Origin of the sequence: Agaribacterium haliotis (assembly GCF_002312815.1) — a bacterium.
Classification (GTDB): domain Bacteria; phylum Pseudomonadota; class Gammaproteobacteria; order Pseudomonadales; family Cellvibrionaceae; genus Agaribacterium; species Agaribacterium haliotis.
In genome coordinates this window covers 73,524-96,834 of record NZ_NKQJ01000005.1, presented here as the reverse complement: position 1 = coordinate 96,834, position 23,311 = coordinate 73,524, and the positions used below count along the sequence as shown (strand labels likewise).

The 23,311-nt window shown below is 49.0% G+C and carries 22 protein-coding genes; 6 read left to right on the top strand and 16 right to left on the bottom strand.

Annotated elements, in window-relative coordinates:
* The first annotated feature begins 171 nt into the window (after window positions 1-171).
* Together hpf and CFK45_RS07560 are read left to right on the top strand one after the other, a co-directional pair.
* Complete coding sequence (hpf, locus tag CFK45_RS07565) at window positions 172-489, top strand: ribosome hibernation-promoting factor, HPF/YfiA family (protein WP_096085835.1); 318 nt, start codon at window positions 172-174, stop codon at window positions 487-489.
* A gap of 261 nt (window positions 490-750) precedes the next feature.
* On the top strand, window positions 751-1,407 hold the full coding sequence (locus CFK45_RS07560; RefSeq protein WP_096085834.1) for a GGDEF domain-containing protein: 657 nt from the start codon (window positions 751-753) through the stop codon (window positions 1,405-1,407).
* A 163-nt stretch (window positions 1,408-1,570) separates the two neighbouring features.
* On the opposite strand, the gene uvrB is transcribed toward CFK45_RS07560, so the two are convergent.
* Window positions 1,571-3,571, bottom strand: coding sequence for an excinuclease ABC subunit UvrB (gene uvrB, locus CFK45_RS07555; protein ID WP_096085833.1), 2,001 nt, complete (start codon window positions 3,569-3,571; stop codon window positions 1,571-1,573).
* On the bottom strand, window positions 3,568-5,766 hold the full coding sequence (rlmKL, locus tag CFK45_RS07550) for a bifunctional 23S rRNA (guanine(2069)-N(7))-methyltransferase RlmK/23S rRNA (guanine(2445)-N(2))-methyltransferase RlmL (protein WP_096085963.1): 2,199 nt from the start codon (window positions 5,764-5,766) through the stop codon (window positions 3,568-3,570). Before rlmKL ends, uvrB begins: the two co-directional genes overlap by 4 nt.
* Before the next feature lie 271 nt (window positions 5,767-6,037).
* On the opposite strand from rlmKL, the gene rmf reads away from it, so the two are divergent.
* Window positions 6,038-6,256: a ribosome modulation factor gene (gene rmf / locus CFK45_RS07545; RefSeq protein WP_096085962.1), complete on the top strand. Its 219-nt coding sequence runs from the start codon at window positions 6,038-6,040 to the stop codon at window positions 6,254-6,256.
* 312 nt (window positions 6,257-6,568) lie between these two features.
* Here the strand turns inward: rmf and CFK45_RS07540 are convergent, their stop codons facing one another.
* Window positions 6,569-7,939 carry an SPFH domain-containing protein gene (locus CFK45_RS07540; RefSeq protein ID WP_096085832.1) on the bottom strand — a complete coding sequence of 457 codons (1,371 nt, stop codon included), beginning with the start codon at window positions 7,937-7,939 and terminating at the stop codon, window positions 6,569-6,571.
* Window positions 7,940-8,236: 297 nt separating this feature from the next.
* Between CFK45_RS07540 and CFK45_RS07535 the strand changes: the two genes are divergently transcribed.
* Together CFK45_RS07535 and CFK45_RS07530 are read left to right on the top strand one after the other, a co-directional pair.
* On the top strand, window positions 8,237-9,094 hold the full coding sequence (locus CFK45_RS07535; protein WP_096085831.1) for a hypothetical protein: 858 nt from the start codon (window positions 8,237-8,239) through the stop codon (window positions 9,092-9,094).
* A 172-nt stretch (window positions 9,095-9,266) separates the two neighbouring features.
* Window positions 9,267-9,779, top strand: a complete 513-nt coding sequence (locus CFK45_RS07530; RefSeq protein WP_096085830.1) for a phage holin family protein — start codon at window positions 9,267-9,269, stop codon at window positions 9,777-9,779.
* Between the two features lie 12 nt (window positions 9,780-9,791).
* Here CFK45_RS07530 and CFK45_RS07525 read toward each other — a convergent pair whose 3' ends face one another.
* The 4 genes from CFK45_RS07525 to CFK45_RS07510 form a co-directional block, all read right to left on the bottom strand.
* Window positions 9,792-10,754: a hypothetical protein gene (locus CFK45_RS07525; protein ID WP_096085829.1), complete on the bottom strand. Its 963-nt coding sequence runs from the start codon at window positions 10,752-10,754 to the stop codon at window positions 9,792-9,794.
* On the bottom strand, window positions 10,751-12,394 hold the full coding sequence (locus CFK45_RS07520; protein ID WP_158224632.1) for an alpha/beta hydrolase: 1,644 nt from the start codon (window positions 12,392-12,394) through the stop codon (window positions 10,751-10,753). Before CFK45_RS07520 ends, CFK45_RS07525 begins: the two co-directional genes overlap by 4 nt.
* Before the next feature lie 31 nt (window positions 12,395-12,425).
* Window positions 12,426-13,148, bottom strand: coding sequence for a polysaccharide deacetylase family protein (locus CFK45_RS07515; RefSeq protein ID WP_096085827.1), 723 nt, complete (start codon window positions 13,146-13,148; stop codon window positions 12,426-12,428).
* Window positions 13,149-13,306: 158 nt separating this feature from the next.
* Window positions 13,307-14,236 carry a helix-turn-helix domain-containing protein gene (locus CFK45_RS07510; RefSeq protein ID WP_096085826.1) on the bottom strand — a complete coding sequence of 310 codons (930 nt, stop codon included), beginning with the start codon at window positions 14,234-14,236 and terminating at the stop codon, window positions 13,307-13,309.
* A gap of 209 nt (window positions 14,237-14,445) precedes the next feature.
* On the opposite strand from CFK45_RS07510, the gene CFK45_RS07505 reads away from it, so the two are divergent.
* Window positions 14,446-15,306, top strand: coding sequence for a hypothetical protein (locus CFK45_RS07505; RefSeq protein ID WP_096085825.1), 861 nt, complete (start codon window positions 14,446-14,448; stop codon window positions 15,304-15,306).
* A gap of 126 nt (window positions 15,307-15,432) precedes the next feature.
* On the opposite strand, the gene CFK45_RS07500 is transcribed toward CFK45_RS07505, so the two are convergent.
* The 9 genes from CFK45_RS07500 to CFK45_RS07460 all read right to left on the bottom strand — a co-directional run bounded on the left by CFK45_RS07500 (window position 15,433) and on the right by CFK45_RS07460 (window position 22,816).
* Window positions 15,433-16,695, bottom strand: a complete 1,263-nt coding sequence (locus tag CFK45_RS07500) for a sensor histidine kinase (RefSeq protein ID WP_096085824.1) — start codon at window positions 16,693-16,695, stop codon at window positions 15,433-15,435.
* A gap of 71 nt (window positions 16,696-16,766) precedes the next feature.
* Complete coding sequence (locus CFK45_RS07495) at window positions 16,767-17,456, bottom strand: response regulator transcription factor (RefSeq protein WP_096085823.1); 690 nt, start codon at window positions 17,454-17,456, stop codon at window positions 16,767-16,769.
* 74 nt (window positions 17,457-17,530) lie between these two features.
* Window positions 17,531-18,664 carry a DJ-1/PfpI family protein gene (locus CFK45_RS07490; RefSeq protein ID WP_096085961.1) on the bottom strand — a complete coding sequence of 378 codons (1,134 nt, stop codon included), beginning with the start codon at window positions 18,662-18,664 and terminating at the stop codon, window positions 17,531-17,533.
* 322 nt (window positions 18,665-18,986) lie between these two features.
* Complete coding sequence (locus CFK45_RS07485) at window positions 18,987-19,358, bottom strand: hypothetical protein (protein ID WP_143247508.1); 372 nt, start codon at window positions 19,356-19,358, stop codon at window positions 18,987-18,989.
* A 611-nt stretch (window positions 19,359-19,969) separates the two neighbouring features.
* On the bottom strand, window positions 19,970-20,224 hold the full coding sequence (locus CFK45_RS07480; RefSeq protein WP_096085821.1) for a hypothetical protein: 255 nt from the start codon (window positions 20,222-20,224) through the stop codon (window positions 19,970-19,972).
* Between the two features lies 1 nt (window position 20,225).
* Window positions 20,226-20,498, bottom strand: coding sequence for a hypothetical protein (locus CFK45_RS07475; protein WP_096085820.1), 273 nt, complete (start codon window positions 20,496-20,498; stop codon window positions 20,226-20,228).
* Window positions 20,499-21,117: 619 nt separating this feature from the next.
* Window positions 21,118-21,375: a hypothetical protein gene (locus tag CFK45_RS07470; RefSeq protein WP_143247507.1), complete on the bottom strand. Its 258-nt coding sequence runs from the start codon at window positions 21,373-21,375 to the stop codon at window positions 21,118-21,120.
* A 17-nt stretch (window positions 21,376-21,392) separates the two neighbouring features.
* Complete coding sequence (locus CFK45_RS07465; RefSeq protein ID WP_096085818.1) at window positions 21,393-21,635, bottom strand: hypothetical protein; 243 nt, start codon at window positions 21,633-21,635, stop codon at window positions 21,393-21,395.
* Between the two features lie 725 nt (window positions 21,636-22,360).
* Complete coding sequence (locus CFK45_RS07460; protein WP_096085817.1) at window positions 22,361-22,816, bottom strand: GNAT family N-acetyltransferase; 456 nt, start codon at window positions 22,814-22,816, stop codon at window positions 22,361-22,363.
* Window positions 22,817-23,311: the final 495 nt, after the last annotated feature.

The window sequence follows — 23,311 nt, the reverse complement described above, 5'->3', positions numbered from 1 at the left end:
TTTGACATAAATTAAAAAAATTTAGTACATTATGTCGCGACTTTTTTGGCAAAGAAAAAAGTCTTTAATTCTCTCAAAAACCTCTTGAATTTTTTTTTACAAGCGCCATAGTAAAGACGTGGGCCCCAGCAATATTTCCCCCAGAAACTACGGCACGACGGAGGTCAGCCTATGAAATCAAATGCGGAAGTTGTCTATCGAGACCTCGAATCATCCCCCGCGCTGAATGACACAATCAATAAACGCATGGAAAAGCTGCACCGATTCTCGGATGCCATTATCCATAGCCGGGTCGTACTCGACAGTCCGCACAAACATAAGCATAAAGGCAAGATTTTCCGAGCCTCTATCGAGATTGACGTAAAGGGAAATCCTCTGCTTGTTTCCAATGATGACGAATCCATGCACGTTGCAGTACGGGACGCGTTTGAAACCATGGAGCGAAAACTCAAAGAAGAAAGCAGCAAGCGCAAAAACACTCGGCATTAAATATCGCCAACGACCAAATTCTTATCGCAGGTTTATCCGACCTGCCGTTCCCCGCCTTCTGGCGGGGAATCCCCTTAAACGCCACCTATGTTGCAGTGCCTTTCCTCGTCGCCCCCTTAGCTGTACTTGTAGAAGCCCTATTTACACAGCTCAACACCGGTTAATTTCAGCTGCACCGCATGCAGAAAACTGCAGCCACCAAGACTTTTTACAAAGACTTGTTTACACTTCAGAAGAGCCCCTAGAGATTAGCTAGCAACGATGAGCCGCGACCAACGCACGCTTTGCCCGAATGGCCCCGACTCCTGCCCGAACTACAGCGAGCTTGAAGCGTTACACGCTGAAATTGCAGAGCTTAAATTAGCCGTAAGAACCGACCCACTAACAAAGCTTTTTAATCGTCGCCACCTAAACTACTGCCTCGATCAAGAACTTGAGCGCACGACACGCACAGGCCAGGCAACAACATTATTGATGCTCGACATCGATTTCTTTAAAAACATAAACGACCAATACGGCCACGATGTGGGCGATAAAGCGCTGGTGCACATCGCCCAACTTATTAGGCAGTGCACACGAAAGCTCGATGTTGCCTGTCGCTATGGTGGTGAGGAGTTTGCGATTGTGTTGCCCGCCAGCAACCTCGGGGTCGGCGTACGTGTTGCCGAGCGCTTGCGTCAGCATATTGAGCAGCAGCAGTTGAGCATCGACAGCGTTGCTCAGCTCGACATCACCGCGAGCATTGGTGTGGCCTCAGCTGACAGGCAGCAAAGCCTAAACCCTGAACAACTTATAAAAAAAGCAGACGAACAGCTGTACAAAGCAAAAGGCGCTGGCCGCAACCAAATTTCCTGCCCAGATGAAAGCGGCCCGACAAGTGAAGTCAGCGCCGCCGAAAAAGCAGCCCTGTTTGATTGAAGCAGCACACTTGCAGCGCAGCACTCTTATTGCATTGCTCTTAGTACAATGCTCTCATTACATTGCTTTTAGTACCGTGCTCATGCAAATGCCATCAAGCAGGCGCAACCATTTTTGAAGCGTTTTAAAGGCAAGTTAGCCGAGCACACTGAATAAAGCGAGCTTAAAGCGCCTGAGCTTGAGTTCGTAAGCGGTGCACCTCATCGCGTAAAGCCGCCGCTTTTTCAAACTCCAGATCTTTTGCCGCATCGTGCATTTTTGCCTCCAGCGCTTCGATCTGACTCCAAATATCGGCCTCTTTATCCAGCTCGACTCGGTAGCTTGCACGGGCATCGGCCACTTTGCGCTGGCGCGCTTGCGGTGTATAAACACCCTCCATAATATCGGCAATGCTTTTTTGTATACCGGCAGGCACAATACCGTGCGCCTCGTTGTAGGCCAGCTGCTTAGCCCGACGCCGCTCTGTCTCATCCATTGCCCGCTGCATAGAGCCGGTTATCCTGTCTGCATAGAGAATGGCCCGTCCCTGCACATTTCGAGCTGCACGCCCTATCGTTTGTATCAAGCTGCGCTCGGATCGCAAAAAACCCTCCTTATCCGCATCGAGTATTGCTACCAGTGACACCTCGGGCATGTCCAGGCCCTCACGCAAAAGGTTAATGCCCACCAGGACATCAAACTCACCGAGCCTTAGATCACGAATAATTTCCACGCGCTCAACCGTGTCAATATCGGAGTGTAAATAACGCACGCGCACGCCGTGCTCGAGCAAAAACTCCGTTAAGTCTTCAGCCATGCGCTTGGTTAACACGGTCAACAATACGCGACTGCCAGACTCAACCGTGCGGTTGATTTCGCCGAGCACATCGTCAACCTGTGAACTGGCCGGGCGAACTTCCAATACCGGGTCAACCAAACCGGTGGGCCTAACCACCTGCTCGACGACCTGCGCCTGGTGTTCTTTTTCATAGTCACCCGGCGTTGCACTGACCATAATCATTTGCGGCGCTTTATTTTCCCACTCTTCAAAACGCATGGGGCGATTATCTAACGCACTCGGCAGGCGAAAACCGTACTCAACCAAGGTTTCTTTACGGGATCGATCGCCTTTGTACATGGCGCCAATTTGCGGGATAGTCACGTGGCTTTCATCAATAACCAACAGGGCTTCAGTGGGCAAATAGTCAAATAAGGTCGGCGGTGCATTGCCGCTGTCGCGACCGCTGAGATAGCGCGAGTAATTTTCAATACCATTGCAATAACCGAGCTCGCGCATCATCTCAAGATCGTAGCGCGTGCGCTGCTCAAGGCGCTGCGCCTCAACAAGCTTACTGTTATCGCGCAGCTGTTTTAAACGCTGCTCCAACTCAACGTCAATGTGATCAATCGCCTCTAAAATGCGCTCGCGCGGCGTTACATAGTGTGTTTTTGGATGAATCGTAACCCGCTGTAATTTATTTAACTGCTCGCCGGTCAACGGATCAAAAATACTGAGCCGGTCTACCTCTTCATCAAAAAGCTCAATGCGCACGGCGTCTTGCTCGGAGTCTGCGGGAAAAACATCAATAACATCTCCGCGCACCCTGTAGGTACCGCGGCGAAAATCAATATCGTTGCGCTCGTACTGGAGCTCCGCTAAACGACGCAAAATATCCCGCTGCCCGATCGGCTCACCGACCACCAGGTGCAGCATCATCTTCATATACAGCTCGGGGTCACCGAGGCCATAAATCGCCGACACCGTTGCAACAATGATGGTATCTCGACGCTCAAGCAAAGCTTTGGTGGCGCTGAGCCTCATCTGCTCTACGTGCTCGTTGATCGATGCATCTTTTTCAATAAAGGTATCGGAAGCCGGCACATAGGCTTCCGGCTGATAATAATCGTAATACGAAACAAAATATTCGACGGAGTTATTTGGGAAAAACTCTTTAAATTCACCGTAGAGCTGCGCGGCAAGCGTTTTATTGTGCGCCATAACCAACGTTGGTCTTTGCAACTTATCGATAACATTGGCGATTGTGTAGGTTTTTCCTGAGCCGGTCACCCCGAGTAAAGTCTGGTAGGCCAAACCTGACTGCACACCTTCGCTTAGCAACTTGATCGCACCGGGTTGATCGCCCGCAGGCTTATATTTACTGACTAAGTTAAACGCCTTCACTATTTTTGCTCCAGACGAAAACAGCGGTGAATTTTTGAATTGCGCGCAAAATCTTTATCGATGCTTTGGCGGCTAATATCCTCAACTCGATAAGCCGTTAAAATCTCATCGCTCAATTTAAACGAACGTAGATTATTGGAAAAATACAGCACCCCACCGGGCTTAAGTAGCTCCATACAGCGCTTAAGTAAAAAAACATGATCGCGCTGCACATCAAAGCTTTGCGCCATTTTTTTTGAGTTAGAAAAACTCGGAGGGTCCAGCATAATCAGGTCGTAGCCACGGCGGCACTGCCCCAGCCAGTGCATGACATCCGCGCGCACTAATTCATGCTTACTTTCGTTTAAACGATTAAGCTCAAAGTTTTTTTGGGCCCAGTCAAGATAAGTATTACTCATATCCACACTGGTTGTCGCTTTGGCGCCGCCGAGAGCCGCGTGTACACTCGCACTTGCGGTGTAACAAAAAAGATTCAAAAACTCTTTGCCTTGTGCCTCGTCAGCAAGGCGCAAACGCAGCGGCCTGTGATCGAGAAAAAGACCCGTGTCGAGATACGCCTTGAGGTTAACCTTAAGTTTTGCCTTGCCTTCGCGCACCGTGAAGAAGTCCTGCTCATCGAGTGCGCCGAGCTTTTCATACTGCTCCTGGCCACGGTTGCGCTGGCGGGTTTTAAGTGAAATATGGGCCCGGTCCATCGCAAATACCTGCGCTGCGGCCGCCACTGTCATGTGCAAACGCTGCTTGGCCTTGCGGGCATCAACGCTGCTTGGCGCCTGGTATTCCTGAATGTGCAGATAGTCGCCGTAAACATCGATGGCCGAACTGTACTCGGGAAGATCCGCATCGTAGACACGGTAAGCTTCGATGCCAGATGTTTTCAACCAGGACTTGAGCTTGTTTAAATTTTTTCGCAGACGATTGGCCAGCATCTGCCCACCTTCGTCTAACTCAACATTTAAACGCGCGCCCGCACCTGCGCGGCTGTCATCGCGCAATGTCGCCTCGGCGTTGAGCTCATACAGGCGCAGCTCACAGGGAATCGGGCCGTTGTGCAACTTGTACTTGCGGGCACAGCGAAGTCGCGTCTGTGCCAACAGCTCCATATTGGAACTAAACAAAGCCAGGCGCCAGCCCGGATAGTGCTCTTTCGCCAACGCCGCCAAGCTTTGATAGTCGACACTGAGCTTTTCCTGCTCGCCAAGGCGCATACCATAGGGGGGGTTACAGATCAGCAAGCCCCGGGCAGCGCTGTCCTTATCTAAATCAGCACTGCTCTGCGCTTCAAGCTCGAGAAAATTCTCACACTGCAAATGCACGTAGGCGTCAAAACCGGCGCGCTTGATATTTTCACGCGCCTGAGCGGCAATATGGATGTCGAGCTCAGCGCCGCGAAGGACCACGGCAAAGTTCGGGCGATGCTCCGCCTCACTGGCCTCGCGCTTTAACTCAGACCACAGCCGAGCTTGGTGCTGCTGCCAAGCTTCAAAACCCCACTGCTCTCGCAACAGGCCAGGCGCCCGCCGACAGGCCATCATCGCCGCCTCAATGATCAAGGTGCCCGAGCCACACATCGGGTCGATCAAGTTCAGGTCGGATCCGTCTGCCCGAGACTGCTCAATAAGCTCTGGCCAGCCAGCGCGAATCAGCAGCGCCGCTGCAAGATTTTCTTTCAGCGGCGCCATGCCGCCACCTGCGCGATAGCCGCGCCGATGCAAGCTGTCGCCACTTAAATCGAGGGAGATATACAGGTGCTTTTTGGTCAGGCGCACATTGACACGCAACTGCGCCTGCTTTAAATCGACTTCAGGGCGCACCGGGCCCCGAGCCAAAAATTGATCGACAATCGCGTCTTTAATAACCTGCGCACCGAACTGGCTGTGGCGGATGTGTTGATTGCTGCCGCTAAAGTCAACACGAAAGCGCGCATTGGCGGCCATATGCTCAGACCAATCAATCGATGAGGCTTGCTCATAGAGCTGTTCACGGTCACCGCTCGGGGACTCGGCGAGCAATAGCAGCACCCTATTAGCCAAGCGGCTCCATAGGTTAATGCGGTACAGGGCCGCGGCATCAGCATCGACAAACACCCCTGTCACGGTCTGTCTAAGCCCAGTTAAACCCAGCTGCTCAAGCTCAAGCTTTAGCAACTCTTCTAATCCCGCCGGGCAGGTAACAAACAAACGATATAGAGAACTCATATTAAAAGACAAACCTAAACCTATGATAAACAAAGGTATTTGATATTTTACTTATGTGTTTTAGCCATTAAAGCGAACCCCGAAATAATTAATAATTCGTTCCAATAAACAGGCGGAGTTGAGAAACTGGTGATTCGTGCTCACCGCGTCAACGATAGCGCCAGAGACATAAGCGCAAAACGTTAAGGCGGCACAACGGCAATTGGGCGCATAGTTTACGCCCTTTTTGCCAAGAGCACGTGTTTTCTGCTCACGAAGAGGAAAGATGCTTATGAAGCGCCAAAAACGCGATCGTTCTGAATTGGCAATGAGTCGAGGCTACCAGGTAGGCTTCAGTGGTAGTTCACGAGAAAAATGCCCCTACGAACAAGGCAGCATACGCTATCAGTGGCTAAGTGGATGGCGACAGGGCCGAGAAGACCGCTGGGACGGCTACAACCGCGCGGCATGCGCACAAAAGCTGAGCAACATGCACGGCGCCTACTTCTAGTTTACACATTCACGCAGCCCGCATTCTCTGCGGCAACAGCGACTAAAAACAGACCACGAAGCTAAGGCTAAAGAAGTAAGAGCCAGCAAACAAAGCAAGCAAAGACACAAAACGAAAGCTAGAAGCTAGTAGTTAGCCGTTAGTACGTAAAAGGCGCGGTGCATCCAGAATGCAGTTCATCACGCCCAATAAACACCCTCAAACTCCGCATTCATCTTTAGGTACAAACCTTTAAATAGCTGCTAGGCAGCTAAACAAAAAAGCCGGGCTGAAAAGCCCGGCTTTTTTTCAACTAAATAAACAGCGGCTTGGCTACTTCGATGCCGTGCTCACCTCTCTGTCGTAACTAAGGCGTTTAGCCGCATCCAAAGTCAGCATCTGCATAAACGCTTTGACTTCGGCGTCGCTGCCAACGGGCGCCGAGCCCTGCCCGCCCGCGCCAAAAACGGTGCTAGGTACTTTGCGCTGCGCAAAAGCCTTGGCCCAAATTTGGTGAATTGATACCTCCGCCTCAAGTTTTTGCGCCAGAGCATTATCGGCTTCGAGAATAACGCGTTTCTGATACGCTTCTGCCTCGGCGAGCGTGCGCCGGGTTTCAGCTTCAACCCTTGCTTTTTCGAGGTTGATTTCGGCGGTTTCCTTGGCAATGGCTGCTTGTTCGCGCAGTTTGTTGGCATTGGTAATTGCCAGCTGCTTTTCGGTTTCAGCGTTAGTTGTTTTTTCAATCTGAGCAACTTTTGCCTTGGCTTGACGCTCGGCCACTTCGCGCTCACCGCGAGCAATCGCCAACAGGCGCTGCTCCTCTTCTTGCACGCGTTGCTCACGCGCAATCGCTCGATCGGCACTGGCTTTTTGTTTTAATTGCATGCGCTCAATAAACTTTTTATTTGGCCTCATATCGGTAACCAGCGCAGAGACCACCGTTATGCCAAAGTTATTAAAACGCTGAGCCTTGCGCACCGGGAGACCGCTGTCATCGAGCACTTTTTGCACAACAAATATTGTTTTTGTATCTTCTCCGTATTCCGCCTGATCTTTGCCAAGGGCAGCATTTGCTGAACCCGCCGCCGGCCTGCCACTGGCCACCGCCATCTCCTTGCGTTTCACAAGGTAAATACCATCGCTCATCTGATTTTCAAACTCAGAGTTAAACTCGGTACGGCCGCCACTGTAATACTCTTCAGCGCTCATCAGTGAGGCATTGGCTTGCAGCGTTTCTTTAAACGCTGGGATCAGCGCTGTTCTGAGCAAATTATCCGGTGTTCGGTATTCGTGCGCCAACTCAAGAAAGGACTCGTGATCGCCCGGCATCGAGAAACGCACTGTCGCCTCGGCGTGAGCATCAACCTGATCGAGGAACATAATACTTAAAGGCGGTAAGGTCGCCGAAGCCGTTACCTGATCAGACTCGGCATTAATACCGTTGGCATTTGAGTCGCGCACCGCCTGCACCGTCATCGCCCTTTTCCAGGAGTTGTAGCGACCAAAAGGATAGAACTTATATCCGACATCGGTCACAACTTGTTCATCGCCAAGCACGGTTCGCACATGGTAGATATAGCCGGGCTCAGCGTAGAAAAATGAATTCTTTAGAAGCAGCAGCACAGCCAAGACACACGCAGCCGCTGCGGCTAGCTTGGCGAGTAATACACTGGGTAAACGGGGCGTTTTTTTGATCTCCATATCATCCTCTTATTTACAGATCCATCAAAAATAAAACCGTACAGGGCATAGCCCAATGGCGCCCAGCATAACAGAGCCTATTGACGACGTCGCGCAATTCAACCATTTTTAAGACTCAGGATCCCGTAAACTTAAAAGCTGCCCCGCTCTTGGTTTGTATTGGTTTGTATTTGTGCCAAACACAACAAACTATTTAGAGCCGCTTCGGTATAGACTTACGCTCTGTGCGGCGCCTGACACAATAACCTGTCGCAATAATAATACGCAGCCACTGTCACCTGCTTTTGCTTTGATTTTATGTTCTCGCTATTTACTAAAACACAAATCGTCGATGACGCCACCTCTGAAAACTTACGTATAAGTTTTGATTGGGCACAAAACAATTTTGACAACGAGTTCTTTTTAAAGCACAGCGTATTAGTGCTGCCCTCGCGCGATTTTTTCCCCGACCGCGCAGATAACGCCCACGATATGGCCACTGCACTTTGCCAGCGCATCCTTAGTTACGCGGGTTTAGAGCACTGGCCATTTGCGCTCATCAAGCCTGAACAATATATCGCCAGCGCGCCGCGCTTGCTGCAACTTGCGACACAAACGCGCGGTGGCGAAAAAAAAGCTCAACAGAACCACCTTGCTGCCGGTGAAGCGCCTAACTCAACACTCAGCTCACAACCCGGTAAAAACGCCGGCGGCGACCATCATACCTTGTTCAGCCATATCAGCAGCTTTGACTACCGGCCGGCACAGCTCGAGTTAAGTTACAGCGCCGCAATGATGAAAAAACCCATGGACTTGGTTGGCAGCATGAGCAAAAACATAGCCCAACACTATCTTTGGCAGTCTCAATTGGTGCCGCCGACCGGGCCGGAGGGCTTTGACGCCAGCGCTGAACTGCTCGCCATTTTCATGGGTTTTGGCGTATTTATCGCCAACAGTGCCTACACCTTTCGCGGCAGTTGTGCGAGGTGTTACGACCCCAGTGCAAACCGCACTGCAGCCCTGAGTGAAGACGAAGCCCTCTATAGCCTGGCCCTTTTTTGCCAGTTAAAAAATATCGATAACAAAGCGGTGCTTCCGTCGTTAAAAACCTATTTGCGACCGGCGTTTAAAAAAGCCAGAAAACAGGTTCGCCACGAGCTTGCACCCGCGCGTTAACGCCGCGCCCCATAAAAACCTTCGAATTTAATGCCTTTGGCGCCAATCCCTTCGGCGCGCCACGACAAGTCACAAAACTTTCATTAAAATCAGCTAAACCATCAAGCCTAAATTAGTATGTATAGGCCCGGGCCAAACAACCGTATTCACCCAGTGAAAGGCAAGCCGTTTTATGAAGGCACTAGAAAACAAAGCAGAAAAGCTTCAGATGCTCTACGACATCGAAAAAAGCCTGATCAAGATGGAGCTTCGCAAACAGCGCAAGTCGGCCTTTTTAATTGCCGTGCTTGTGGCTTTAGGGGGGCTGGCCATATTGGCCGCAAATGTTGCGCTGTACTTGAGCATTGCCGGTTTAAAGCACTATGCGCTAAGTGCCTGCTGGATCATAGCATTAAATATCGGTTTGATGATTGTACCTGCGCTTATGCTGCGCAAGCATAAAAATTCAGAGCCAGAACAAACCATCATTGATATTCGCGACGCCCTTATTGAAGACCTTAAACAAAGTGCAGAACTGGGTTTGCGTGAAGCCCAACAGAGTGTCGAGCAAATTTACCACCTGGGCAAAGACATCAAAGCCTTCAGTGAAAGCGGCCTCGCTGTGCTTATCCCAATCGTCAAGCTCATTGCCAACGCCGTGCATCACCACGACAAAAACAAACATGAAGAGGCGGAGAAAAACTGAGAACAAACAGGTTTAAAGTGTCAGATCCAGTATATTCTCTCCGTGCAGATTGATTGTTCCATCAATCGAAATAAACGCTCTATCTTTTGTTCGCACCTTTATTTCAAGGTAGGCATAATTGCCCTCATCACTGCGATAATAAAAAAACAGACTCTTTCGATGGCTCCAAAGCGCATCGTCTTTGCTGATCTTTAGCTCGTATGAAGAGGCATAGCCCTGAAGCGGAGCATATTGATCGGGCAGCTGCACCACAGGTTTTAAGCCACCACCATCTACCTGAATAGTCAGCTGCCAGTCATAGCGAGCGCGCTTATCGTCGGTGGCCTTAGTAAGATAAAACGCTAAATCGGCATTGTCCGGGCTTGTTGCATAGCCCATTGAACCGAGTAACTGTACATAGGTCGGCGCGGCCTGATTTAAAAATATAGAACCAGTATTAATTTTGCTATTTTTTGCGTGCTCAGGCTTTTCCTGCAACTCAATCACAAATGCTTCTTCTAGCGAAGACGGCAGCGCCACCGTATTTAAGTACTTCAGCCTGTCGGCAAAATACAGTATTCCCGTGCTGCCCCCTTCATGCCAATACGCTTTTGAAGCAATTGCACCAATCAGCGCAGCTCCACGTGTCTTAACTTCGATAACTCCGCGTTTATCACTGCGATAGTTTCGCAAATGAGTAAAACCATAGTAAGGATAATCAAAAGGCTCAAGCACAGTGTCCAACACTACAAAGTCCATCGGAACGTCGCGAAGTGCATGACCACGGGCATCCACAAAACGTATAAAAGTATGAATGTCGCTTGTCACATCCTGCTCAACAAGCTGCTCCAGGGTATCGTATTCGAACTCAGGAAAGCGCGGCACTAACTCCATATTTTTAACAATTTCGACATCGCGAGCAGTGCGGCTATTTGTCGGCCTCGTGACACACGCAAACAAGAGCAGGCACACGCAAATAACAACAAGATATTTCACTCAAGCACCTCAAGTGCGTTGTAACGAAGATTAAAAATATCGAGCATCAGGCTAAAATATGGCATTACATCCTGCGGATTCCAGCGCCACATTGCGACATGATCAGCGCCGTATTCATAGGGCGGCAGCGCGAGGTTATAGGCCTCCAATACATCGCCCTCAACACGCGCTTCGGCACCAAGCGCTTGTGTTTTTGAGTTGATAATATAGGCAAGTGCTTCGTGCTCGTCGTCAACAGGTCGAGAAAACCACCACCAGTATCGCAGTCGAGCTTGATCGCCGCTGTTGCGATGCACATCGTAGGAATATTTACGGCCGAAGTTTTTTAATGGTTTCATGCTCACTTGCGCGGCATTCCAACCCAGCCAGGTAACATCTTCGGGATTAAACAAACTGTAAATCTCAGCATTGCTCTTGCCAATGTAACCCGACCAACCTCCGTCACTTGCATCGCGCGGCGTAACGGTTTTATTAAGTTCCGTAACTAACAGCTCATCGCGCGTATCAAATGCTTCGGCCGGTACGGCCGATACTTGAAAAATTACCTCATCGGCTTCAAGGCCCTGATGCAACGCCTCCATCAATACAATGCCGCCTAAACTGTGACACGTAAGTTTAACGTTTTTCGAATCTGGCAAGGCATTGACATAGTCAAGCAGCAACGCGGCACTTTTTAAGCCCCTAAATTCACTCGATAACAAACCCAAGGCGTTGGCCCGCTTTCGTGTCGGCCAGTGAAAATGAACAAGCCTGCCTCGATAACCCTGATGCCACAAACGCTTAAACATCGTTTCAAATGAAAACACCAGGGTCCGCTGATAGTTTTCTTCATCGTGAGGAATCCAACCGTGCACCCAAATAAGAACATTATTGTCTTCGTACCAGGGTTTATGAAAATCAAAACCGAGTGTTTCCGGCTGCAGTGTTAAATTTACCTCCGGTGGTAACAACTTGTATTTATAGGGGTGTTTTAACTGCTTAGGCCAGACAACCTGCACACGCTCATATAGCGACTTTACCGGGTACAAATCAAGATAGAGTTCGTTGCTGCTTACAAGCCGCTCTTGCTGGAGCAGCTCGGCACGCAAGGTTAAACGACCACTTTTTACCGCTTCAAAGACCAAACAAATACGGCCATGCTTATCCAGCTTGCTATCAAGCGCATCAATATTGACACTGTGCTTAGCATCAACAACACCCAGTGCACCTTTTTGCATAAATTTAAACTGTTTTTTTGCATGCGCGTCATCAATTAAGTAGTTCCTCGAACAATCATTGCCCTCGCTTAACCAAAGCCGAATCTGCGCCTCTCCACTTGCGTAAAGACGCAGAGATGTAGCCGAAAGCTGCGTATTTTCAGAGCCAAGTTCGATATGAATCCGGGAGAAATCCTCCAAATCACGTAGCGACCCGGGTAGCTCATCCTCGTTGTCCGGATGCTGATGCGGCCAACTTTCATAAAGCTCTAAATCGTCCTGATCGTCGTTAATCCAGAATACAAAAGGTTGATCGATGGCGCTGCGATCTTGCGGAATAAAGTCGTGTGCATGTAGCTGAATAACACCATCACCGTTAACATCTGCCCCTAAGCTTAAAGTGTATTTAACATCTTCAGCCAGGGCCTTGGTAGGCACAGCCAAAAAAAAGCAACAGACAATAAAACACCACAATTTAAGAGCGAGACGCCGAAACCTCAGCTGAATACTGATCCTGATAAAGAACAAAGTCATATCCCTCTTGCTTGGCCCAAACGATGAGTTGCTCGACCATCGCTGGCAACCAGCTTTTGTCCACATATTTGTCTGATGGATAGCGCGATTCATGCAACACAATTGCCGCGCCTTGATGTTTTTTTATACCACTTTTTATTCGCGCCAACACCGATGCTGATTTATCGGGCCCGGCACTTGCCTCGTGCACATAAAACGTTAAATAGGCCAGTTCCACCTCGTGTTGATTCAACAAAACCCTAACCGCAGGGCTGACCAGACCGCGGGGTGGTCGATAATAATCAAGCTGAATATCGCTACCCGGTGCCGCGGCGCGAATCGCTGCTCTCGACTTCTGTATCTGTTCAAGTAGTAGCGTTTCGTCAAACAACGGCGGCCAGCTTCGGTTGTACGAATGGGTGACGATCGCGTGGCCGTCGCCCGCAGCGCGCCGAACAAGCTCCGGGTTACGGTCGACGTGTTCACCAACATAACAGAACGTTGCCTTGATACCGTGTTTCTTTAGTACATCCAGTAACTGATGGGACACCTGCGCATCGGGGTTGGGCCCGTCGTCAAAGGTAAGCAAGATCACATTATTACCTGCCGGCCACCGATCTTTTTGCAAAATCGTACAGCCCTGCAAAATAATCAATACGGATAGACAGACAAACTTAAGCAACATAGATTTTAACCAAAGGCAGCTTCAGCAAGCGCGGCTAAACATATGCAAATAGTAGCCAGCCACCAAGTAAGATCCGTTACATTTTTATGACGCCGCTGTCGCAGTGCTGTATAGGTTGGTCAAGTCAAAAGTCCACGTGCAACGCGTTAAGCCGCAAACTAGAGCCACACAAGTTTTGCCGTTGACGACGGCACTTCGCCAAACATGCGCCGGTAATTTTTTGAAAAATTCCCCATATGGCGTATACCGTGCGACTCACAGGCCTGGCGAATGCTCTCGTAGCGCCCCTGCTTTAGCCCCCGGCGAACGCGACCGAGCAACACCGCATTGATATACGCCTTAGGGCTAATCCCCATCGCCTTGTAAAAAGCGAGCTCCAGATTGCGCACAGATGTATTACTTTTGATTGACAACTCAAGCACGGTGTAGCGCTTGAGCTCATCTGAGTGCGCACATGCAACTGCCCGTTTAACAATTTTTTCAAAACCATTACAACGCAATGCCTGCTTTTCTGAAACTAATAACGACATCAACAATAACTGAATGTTGTCTTTATAACGTTCGATATAACGTTTGCTTTTGCGCGGCCCTTCCTCATCGGTCATTGCGCGCAAAAACGACATCGTCTCTGCCTGGCACATAAAAATCGAGTTTTGAAAACCGATCTTCTTAAAGCCGCGAAACTGCAGCTTGTCGAGATAGCGGCTCTGATCCGTTGTTTTTAAGCGCTGCCACAAAGCGCTTTTCACTGCGATAGGAATATAGCTCGAGCCCGCTGGCAGCAATCGATGCAATTCTTCGCCCTCGGGAATAATAGCTGCTTGAGCCGGGCCAATGCGCTCGCCCCGGACAACCAGCTCATTGCCGCTAACCGGCAGACAAAACAAGGTCGTACCTTTGGGCACACTGCCAAAATCCTCCACCGCGCGCGTCGCCGAACGATTGCCAACGTGCAGCGCTGCGTCCATGTACAGATAACTCTGACCAAAAAAGTCGCCCGGTGTTATTTGGTTAGTTATAAAATCCAGGCCGACCTTCTCGAGACCAAAATCGTCAATACAACTTGCGTTTGTCTTACTTACTTTCATTTGCCACTACCGATATTGCTGTACACGTATTGACCACAGCAAGCGGCGAATATTCGCGTGCAACATGCGACAGCGCGCTGACACTTTCAGACAGATCAAAAAAACGCCAATTAAAATCAGGCAAAAACGCGAACACTTAGGCCACTTACCTTGCGTCGCAAGCGCTGCAGCGCCTTAATGAATGCTGAAGGATTGACGAGGGTTCGGCCATGAGCTGCGCAGCGAACAGTACTGAAAACAACACAGAGAAGCACACCGACAACGACAGCAAACAGAGTATCAACAACCACTGCACCGGCGCCGGCAGCAGTGAGCATGCAATATTGAAATCGGCCTTAAAGCACGTGTGTTTTTTAAAGCAGGTACTGAAGTTTTGCAGCGACTCACTACAAGCGCGAACACGCGAGGCTCTTTTGGATAACCTGGCCTACGCGCTAGTATCAATGGGGCTACACGGCAAGATCATCGACCCGCTCAACACGAGTGAACAGCGCTTCGGCTCAGGCTTTAGCCAATCGCTTCGCATTGAGCTTGAAGCTCTAGACCACGACCTGTTCAAACGCGATGTTGCGCACGATCGAGCGTTCGCCTACGGCGTGCTCGTCAAAACCAATAACATTGCCGTGATCATCGATACCTGTCATTTCGACCAGGACAAAATAGATCTGCTGATCGAGTGCAACCAGAGCCTGGTTGAGTGTTTTGATACGATATACAGCCATCTGCTCGCGCACGAGCACTCAAAACAAGATACAGTCGCAAGCCGCCAGCAACTGCACAAACAACAGTGCCAGGATATCGACTACATCAGAGACCTTGTGAGCATGGGCCTACTGAATATTGAACAGGCCGTTAGTGCCTGCGGCGAGGAACTAGAGCGCTACGCTGCGGAAATTTTACCGCACCTGGAACTTGATCAGCGCGACTCAAACAATGTGCAACACTCGCTAAAGCCACTGTTTAAGCAGCTGCTTTGCCACTTGCAAACGCAACAGCAGATTGTTCAAACACTGATGCAATATCTTGATAACAACGCCGACACAGCGACAGTAAATGTGGCGAGCGCCTAGCAGGCGCTCGCGAGCACTAAAAATGCGCAATAGTGCAGTGCGTTCTCAACAAGCGCTTTATACAAATAAAAACCGCGGCCAACATACTGAGCTAGCTCAAGTGCTTAGCGCTTGAATAAATCCGGCCTACCAAGACAGGCGCGCACAAACCCCCTGCTTCGTATTCTCGATTGAAACGGCGACAGACAAGCGTTCACACAAACGCTTTACCAGCGCCAAACCAATACCGTAACCCTGACTTTGCGCGCCCTTCACGCCGCCTTGAAAAATACGCTCTAGCAGGTCGCTGTCAATTTGATCACCGACATTGGTAATGGTTAAACACTGAGCGTCGGCGGCAATGCAGATCTTGGCTGATTTGCAATGAATAAAGGCGTTAGCCAATAAATTACAAACGATAATGCGCAGCGCCTGTTCATTGCTCTGCAGCACCAATTCTGGCTCCACCTTTAACTCAAGGTCGAGTTGTTCCAATTTCGTTTGTAGCAACTTGCCCTCTTTGCCAAGGCACTCAGAGCATTCGATAATAGCCGCCTCAAGCAGAGCTAATACCGGCACCGGGGCCTCGTCAAAACCTTGCTCCCGTGCGAGCGTTAACAAAGCCTCAATACATTGCTGCATTTGATCTTGCGCAGCTTGCAAGCGATGCAGCAGCTTGCGCTGATCCGCATCGAGCTCACTGTCGGCTAACAGGCAAAGCGCGCCCTGACTAATCGCAAGTGGTGTGCGTAATTCGTGAGAGACATCCCGGGTAAAATCCTGCTCGCGCTGAATAAACGCTTGTAAACGCTGCATCGCCGCATCAAGCTCACGGGCAAACATGCCAATTTCATCGCGCTTAAATTCGGCGGAAAAACCTTGCGGTAAAGCCTGATTACCCATTTTGCTAACCAGCGTATTTAACTGCTGAATAGGCTGAACCAAACGCCGCGCCAGCAACCACGCCAACAGCGCGATGATAAGCACAATAATAAACATAACAAACAGCTGCAAAAGTGCCATGGCGCTTTTTGCTTTGCGCACAACCAAATGATCGCTGACTTCGGCCAGTAAATAACCGTGACTAAGTTCAACAAGGTGGTAGTGGCGCTGGCCCGGGCCGGGAAATTCGATGCGCTGGGGCTCGTGCTCAAGCACATCCAACACTGCGCGAGGCAACTGCGCTTTAGTTGAATAAAAATCAACATAACTTAGTGTCGGCGAAACCACATCACCGCGTTCAAGCTGAGTCTCAGCCCGCTTAGCTTCGTCACTTAGCAAGCGCTGGAACATTGTATCTTCGATATTGTAGGAAAATAAAAAACCAAGCAACGAAAACAGCAGGCTAATGCCAAGCGCCATCGTCACAAAATAAACAACAATACGGGTGCGAATACTGTTAAAAATCATCGTGTTAAATTCATTGGTTGTCAGGGCCGGTCAAAGCGATATAAATACGCAGCACAAAAATATTCAAACGGCTAAATATCGATACGAAAACCAACCCCGTGTAAAGTTTTGATTACAGCGCGCTCAAACGGCTTATCAATGGCCTGGCGCAACTGATACATATGTGAGCGCAAACTGTCCGAGCCACTTGGCTCTCCGTGCCAGATACGCTCACAGAGCTCGGATCGTGTTACCGTGCGCGGGTGGGCCTGCATCAACAGTTTCAATATTTCAAACGGAATGCGCTGCAGCGCCACGGTGCTGCCCATCCTGCTTGCGGTACGTGCGCTCAAGTCCAGGCTGATCTGAGTCTCCCCCTGACCGAGGCTCAAGACCTTAGCCGCAACCTGTTGCTGGCGGGCCGCCAGAGCCTGACAGCGCGCATACAACTCTTCAAGTGCAAACGGTTTACACAAATAATCGTCCGCACCACAGGCAAAACCTGTAAGTTTGTCATCAAGGCTATCCCTGGCGGTTAACATCAGAATAGGAATATGGCGCTGCGACTGCTGACGCAGTTGGCGACAAACCACCAAGCCATCCATCTTAGGCATGGCAATATCGAGCACAATGCAATCAAAATATTCGTTTAATGCCAGCTCACAGGCGAGCCTGCCGTCGTGGGCAAAATCCAACTCGACACTGCGCTTTTGCATAAACGCTTCAATATTTTTGCAAATAGCAAGGTTGTCTTCCGCTATTAGTATTTTAAGATTTGCCATAACTACCTACCTGTTTAACAGCCTGTTAACGCATACCGCCTAAACCGCATTTAAGCCAGCAAGACACATGCGCCCTACCTGTTTGCAAGCTGAGTACGCAAGGTGGCTAAGCCCTGGTCGTCGGGAAACAGCGCTTTGGATTGCTTAAGTAGCTGCGCCGCCTGCGCTAACTCGTTTTCATCGATATAAGCTTCAACAAGCGCGGTGTAAAGGGCCGCATGCTTGATTTCGTCTATCGTCTGCTGCATCAATACAATGGCAACATCGCGCTCAATTTCAGATTTTGCGTAGCGCGCGTGATAGACACCGAGCATTGCCAACAGCATTGTGTCATAGGACTCTGGTGTTTGCTGATACTGCTTCGCTGCCTGTTTTCGGTCTTTGAAAAAGGCCTCAACAAGCTTTACTGTTTTATCATCTTTAAATTCAAGCCCAGCATCAAACTCCAGACCAAGCTGCTCAACTAAGGCCTTGGCGGTATCGGCGGTGGAAAATGGATTCTGCCCGGTGACAAGCCTCTGATCGACACTCACCTGATTTAACATCAGTGCATCTTGGCGAAACACAGCGCCTTGCGCACTTAGCTCATCTTCAAGTAGAAATGGCAGCTGCCACTTTTTGCTAAACACGGCTTCTTCTTCATTGCTAAAAGCCGATATACGTTTGCCGCCTACCAGATAACTGCCATCGCTGAGTTTAATATCCAATAGCGCAGCGGGCCCGTGGCACACCGCGCCAACCGCGCCCCCGCGCTCGTAAATATCCCGGATTACACGCTTGAGTTGTTTATTATCTCGCAGATCAAACATCGGCCCTTTACCGCCAACAACAAATACCGCATCGTAGTTGTCGGCGTTAATGTCACTGAGCTTAAGGCTGCTAGCAAGTGCGTGAACGGCGGCTTCATCGGCTAAAAAACTCTGATTGTAGCGTTTGTTTTTATCGTAGTTGTCCGTTACCAGCTCACCGCCTTTCGGAGATGTAAAATCCACGTCGGCGCCTGCGTGTTTAAACACAAGATACGCTTTACTCATCTCGTCAAATTCATAACCCGGCTTAACCAGTTCACCATCGGTGTTTTTTTCACCGTAGCTGCTCAAAACCATTAAGATTCGGGCTGTTTTTTCCTGCGCGAGCACCTGGGCGCTCGGAAACAATAGAATGAATGCTGAAATAAAAACCAATAAAGTAGAAAAAGAATGCCCCATGATTTGCTCCATTTGTTTAAAAAAGACGCTTAGAACAAGCGTGTTTCAAACAAAGTAGCAAGCGGCTTGTGAAATGGATGTGAAGAGCTTAGACAAGGTGGGCGATCGCCACAGATAACAGCAGACGCCTTCGGCTGCCGTGGCTTATGCCGCTAACCTATGCCGCTAACCTATGCCAGTGACCTGTACCTGTGTTTGGGTTTTATCTAAGGGCTTATGTTAGAAGCTTATGTTAGAACCTCGTATTCGGGCCTAGTGTTAGCGGCCTTGTATTTGGTCAGTCGGTACTCCTATATAGGCTCGCGAGAGCCCCATTTAAACCTTAGGCGCCCATAGGGCCTGGCGACGCTGCGCCTGCGAGTGCGCCTGTTGATGCACCGACTATCATCTGCGCCAGTTGTGCCATATTTGTCGAGCCAAGCTCTCTAACCTCATTGTAGGCATCACGCAGGCTATTTCGCGATTCGGCCTGACTGGCAAGGAAACTGGCAAACGTTAGCGCCTCTGCCTGATTAATAGACTCTTTCACACCGACTTTTTGGTTGAGCGAACTTTCGATATAGACGCGACTCCCGTGAACAATTCTCGGCTTTTCGCGGCGAACGGAAAGCTCACTCCAAAAACTTTTTTTACTGCTTCGGCAGTCTATTTCAACAACTTCAAATTTTTCATCTTCCAGGTAGCGAATACGCATATGCATCCCCCTCGACAAGCTATCCTAACTTCATCTTTTTAGCCGTATCGTATTGACCGCCACTTCAGCAACACTGCCAAAACATAAAACGGCCAAATAGTCAGATCGACCCATGTATCTTACAAGCAATAACAAACACGCTTGACGACCAGATCTCATTTTTACGCCATCATTTTTTTGACATCATAAAATTGGTATTTTCTTACCATGCTCCGACTTGCAAACTAACAAGCAACTACGAGGAGAATAGCTACAAAATTGCAACAAAATAACAGAGCGCACTGACAAGCAGCAGCAACCAGGGCAAACATCGATACAAGATTAAGTAGCAAATGCCCAAAATTGCCAAGCCACAACGAGCATTTTTACAAGCCATTGACAACAAGCGCGGTTATTAACGAGCTAGAACTGCAGCTCCATACTGCAATGAAGCACTACGATATAAACAATAAAATGACGACATTAAACGAGCCAACAAACAGCCCGCAAAAGCAAATAACAAAGACAAATATAAAGACAGGAAGAAAACAAACGTCGCAGCACTTACAAGCTGGACAAACAATCAGAAGAATAGAATAATAATTGCCGGCTTCAAAATCGCCGGCAGCGAACTAGTGAAACTGCTCCAGGGCAATCGTATTAATCTCTTTACCGGTTATATCACGAACCTTTTCCAACACCGCTTTTGCTGCGTCATTTTGATTTCTGGCGTAAGCCAAATACTGATAATAAACATTGCTAACAATAGCCGCTGAATTTAAGTCATTAAACTGGCTCGCCATCCAGTCGCGTATTTTTGTACGCTCCTGCTCAGGCAGGGTTTCAAGTATAAAGGCTACATTTAAGCTGCGCTCGTCTGTGTTCATATCAGACCTCGTAAACATGAAAGTTTAAATCACCATTAAAAAGCCTTATCTGACCAAGGCACGCTTGATTGCCGTCACACTCCATCCACGCCGGCACCGTTAAAAACGCTCGTTTTTCATGGGCTTTTGTTTCGCCGCCTTCGCACACAAGACAGCGCAGCCTGGGTTGGCCATCGTAGAGATCAACACCGAGCACTTCCGTACCTTTGGGCATGCTGATTATTTGCTCGGGCGCCATAGACAGCTCATATTCGCGAATCATTAAGCCACTCATCACTACAAGCCCCTACTTTCTTCCTGCACTTAAAAGTTTGAATCAAACTTTTTCCGTATTAAGCACTAAACGTCATCAAACGCAATCGAGAATACTACCGGCAGCGCATACATAGTTAGCACTGGCGCACACTTTAAAAAAATTCTAAGCGTGAGCTCGCGCTTTTACGCGATTTTTTAAATTTTTTTAGCGCAGCACAATGCGCAAGGCACAGCGCAGCTCATCAAATAAAAACGGCCATCTTTTTTGCATAAAACTTAATCGCACTTAAGTAGCAAGATCTGCGGTCGAATACAGCTTATTCAAAATAATTTCGGGATAAACAGGGAAATGCATTATTAACAAAACACTCAACAATGCCTAAGCAGCAATAGATCGTATGCGGGAGCTGGGAGCTGGGAGTTGAGGGTTGAGAGCTGAGAGTTGAGGGGCGCGGATCTAGCGCATTTAAGAATCCATGCCCGAAACTGAATGCCGCTGAGCGCATATTGATTGCCTAGCAGCACATCGAATGACAGCAGTCCTGGCGAAAATATTCCTAACTTTAAGATTTAGAACTGCAACATTGCCAACGCAAATCGTTTAACCGCGACATGTTCGTTCAAGCTTAACGCCACGGTTATTTTCGAGTCAGCTGCCTTACTTTGTTAATAAGAAGCTCGGCCGCTTGTTTTTTTTCTTCTGCTTGGGCCAGGTACTGAAAGTACACTAGGCCAACGGTGCCAACGGGCGCAACGCCTTCCAACTTATCAACCAACCACCGCTTCAACTCGCTTCGAAGCGGAAACGGCAAACCCTCAAGATAGGAAGCCATCTCGAGATTTGCATTGCCCTTGTCGCCCACCAAACTCCCCCAAACTGCTAAATTATTGGCCAAAATAAGTTATTTACGTTTTAGTTCAATACACTATCTAGTGCGACGCCGGTCATTTCGCTGAGCTGCCCAATGACCGCAAGCGCCGCCTCATTTTCATTCTTAGACTCAGATAAATAGCGAAAGAACACATCGCTAACCGTCGTCCGGGAATCAGGCAATTTTGCCTTTTTTTCCATCCAATCCTTAATATCATCGCGCTGATGCTCCAACAGCTCTTCAAGCTCTAGCGCCACCTTGAGTATGTTTCGACCATGATTCATGCCCCACCCCACGTTAAAAATCAAACAGCGATCAAAAACCCCGGTAAGATTTAAAACATCACCAGCCCGTACACTGCGCTAACGGCTAGTTCTGCCCTTATCCCCCACAAAAAAAGGGATGCACTTTCGCGCATCCCTTCTTATCGTTTGCATACAAAACAATGTTTACAACTTAGCGCATTCGGCGGCGATCCCGGCCCCACTCAACGTGTAGGCTCTTATCAACCAGCGGCGCGCCCTGGTAAATAAAGCATCCTTTTATTTACCAATAACAACACAAAAAAACGGCACAAAAGCACTATGCCAGGCAAGACAATTAACCAGAAAGAGCCTGCGCAAACAGCAGCTTCAGGCATGGCAGCCCGTTGTGTTCACGCCAACCAAGCTCGAACAGTAGCCAGCGCTGGCACACAAATATAGCAATGCATGCATTGTTGGCGCCAGTATACACATTTTTAGAGTTGTGACAGCATTAATTATTACCAATGGCAAATTTATGCTAGGCACCTGGATGATTTATGCGCCAGCAGGCAGCATATGAAAGAAATATGACGGTTTTGTAACAAAAAACCCTTGCGATGCACTTATATACTCGCCGTTGGCACAAGGCCTGGAACTCAGAGTCAGAACTTAGCTATATCGGGGCTCGGGGCCTCCAGTGAGGTCGGGCTCACAGCAAAGCCATGTAGCTAAAGCCATATGCCAGGTACCTTTCTAAAGCAGGCCTATACTGCATGCAAATGCAGCAACATGATGTTTTCCTCAAACTCATCCTGATCGATTAGTTCAAAACCAAAACGTTCAAAAAACGACCTCATACGGTCGTGCCCTTCAACATAACAAATAGATACCGAACGAATGCCCTCGAGCTTTTTGATCTGCTCTAACAACAAACAAATCGCTTTTGTTCCGTAACCCCGGCCTTGTAGCTCAAGGTCGATCAAGAACTGATCAATAAAGATTTCATCGGGCTTATTGTCGTCATAGTTTGGGTAGTACTGGATATAGCCCACCGCTTTGTCATCGAGATAAATACCGCAATTAACGTAGTAGTCATAAAACTTCGATGCGGCAATGGCTTCGGATGGCAACGCAACAAACTGTTGTTGGGCTTTACTGATCTCAAGATCAATCATGTCGAGCCAGTTATCTTTATCGATGTCACGTAGGTTTATATTCATATCGCACACTCGCCTTTTTTTCTTTGGGCCTGGGTCCTGCAGCACTTCGGATAACCCGGGCCAAGTCTCAGCCCCAGCCCTTATCAGGCCCCAGCTCTTATCAAGCCGCAGCTCATATCTGGCCGCAGCTCTTATCTGGCCGCAGCGCAGCTAACTTGGGTACCCAAGTTATCAGCCAAGTGTGCCATAACAACTGTGCTCATTAGAAGGCAGAGCTATTAAAACATGTAAGCATAGAAGTAAGAGGCCTAAGTTTAAGTTTCTCGGCTGACGTCGTTCTACGTAAACAAAGCAACACCAGCATCGCGGGCCTACAAACTTCATTCACTACTGGCAAGCCCGTTTTAAGTCAGGCTGCCTTTGCAAAGCACCGAGCGCGCAACTTGAGAATCCAAGCAGGCATGCTATACGTAAAGACTAATGGTTTTTATGCATTCAAGTGGGCTGATACACCGAATGAGCCAAGGAGGTAATTAAAAGAAAGGAGGAAAGGAC

Bases quoted from the DNA above. Each gene is read 5' to 3' on its own strand.
- CFK45_RS07540 (WP_096085832.1), bottom strand. From the start codon at position 7,939: ATGGAGATCAAAAAAACGCCCCGTTTACCCAGTGTATTACTCGCCAAG.
- CFK45_RS07515 (WP_096085827.1), bottom strand. From the start codon at position 13,148: ATGTTGCTTAAGTTTGTCTGTCTATCCGTATTGATTATTTTGCAGGGC.
- CFK45_RS07530 (WP_096085830.1), top strand. From the start codon at position 9,267: ATGAAGGCACTAGAAAACAAAGCAGAAAAGCTTCAGATGCTCTACGAC.
- CFK45_RS07465 (WP_096085818.1), bottom strand. From the start codon at position 21,635: ATGAATCATGGTCGAAACATACTCAAGGTGGCGCTAGAGCTTGAAGAG.
- CFK45_RS07485 (WP_143247508.1), bottom strand. From the start codon at position 19,358: ATGCGTATTCGCTACCTGGAAGATGAAAAATTTGAAGTTGTTGAAATA.
- CFK45_RS07460 (WP_096085817.1), bottom strand. From the start codon at position 22,816: ATGAATATAAACCTACGTGACATCGATAAAGATAACTGGCTCGACATG.
- CFK45_RS07495 (WP_096085823.1), bottom strand. From the start codon at position 17,456: ATGGCAAATCTTAAAATACTAATAGCGGAAGACAACCTTGCTATTTGC.
- CFK45_RS07490 (WP_096085961.1), bottom strand. From the start codon at position 18,664: ATGGGGCATTCTTTTTCTACTTTATTGGTTTTTATTTCAGCATTCATT.
- rmf (WP_096085962.1), top strand. From the start codon at position 6,038: ATGAAGCGCCAAAAACGCGATCGTTCTGAATTGGCAATGAGTCGAGGC.
- CFK45_RS07500 (WP_096085824.1), bottom strand. From the start codon at position 16,695: ATGATTTTTAACAGTATTCGCACCCGTATTGTTGTTTATTTTGTGACG.
- hpf (WP_096085835.1), top strand. From the start codon at position 172: ATGAAATCAAATGCGGAAGTTGTCTATCGAGACCTCGAATCATCCCCC.
- CFK45_RS07480 (WP_096085821.1), bottom strand. From the start codon at position 20,224: ATGAACACAGACGAGCGCAGCTTAAATGTAGCCTTTATACTTGAAACC.
- CFK45_RS07535 (WP_096085831.1), top strand. From the start codon at position 8,237: ATGTTCTCGCTATTTACTAAAACACAAATCGTCGATGACGCCACCTCT.
- CFK45_RS07505 (WP_096085825.1), top strand. From the start codon at position 14,446: ATGAGCTGCGCAGCGAACAGTACTGAAAACAACACAGAGAAGCACACC.
- CFK45_RS07475 (WP_096085820.1), bottom strand. From the start codon at position 20,498: ATGAGTGGCTTAATGATTCGCGAATATGAGCTGTCTATGGCGCCCGAG.
- rlmKL (WP_096085963.1), bottom strand. From the start codon at position 5,766: ATGAGTTCTCTATATCGTTTGTTTGTTACCTGCCCGGCGGGATTAGAA.
- CFK45_RS07560 (WP_096085834.1), top strand. From the start codon at position 751: ATGAGCCGCGACCAACGCACGCTTTGCCCGAATGGCCCCGACTCCTGC.
- CFK45_RS07510 (WP_096085826.1), bottom strand. From the start codon at position 14,236: ATGAAAGTAAGTAAGACAAACGCAAGTTGTATTGACGATTTTGGTCTC.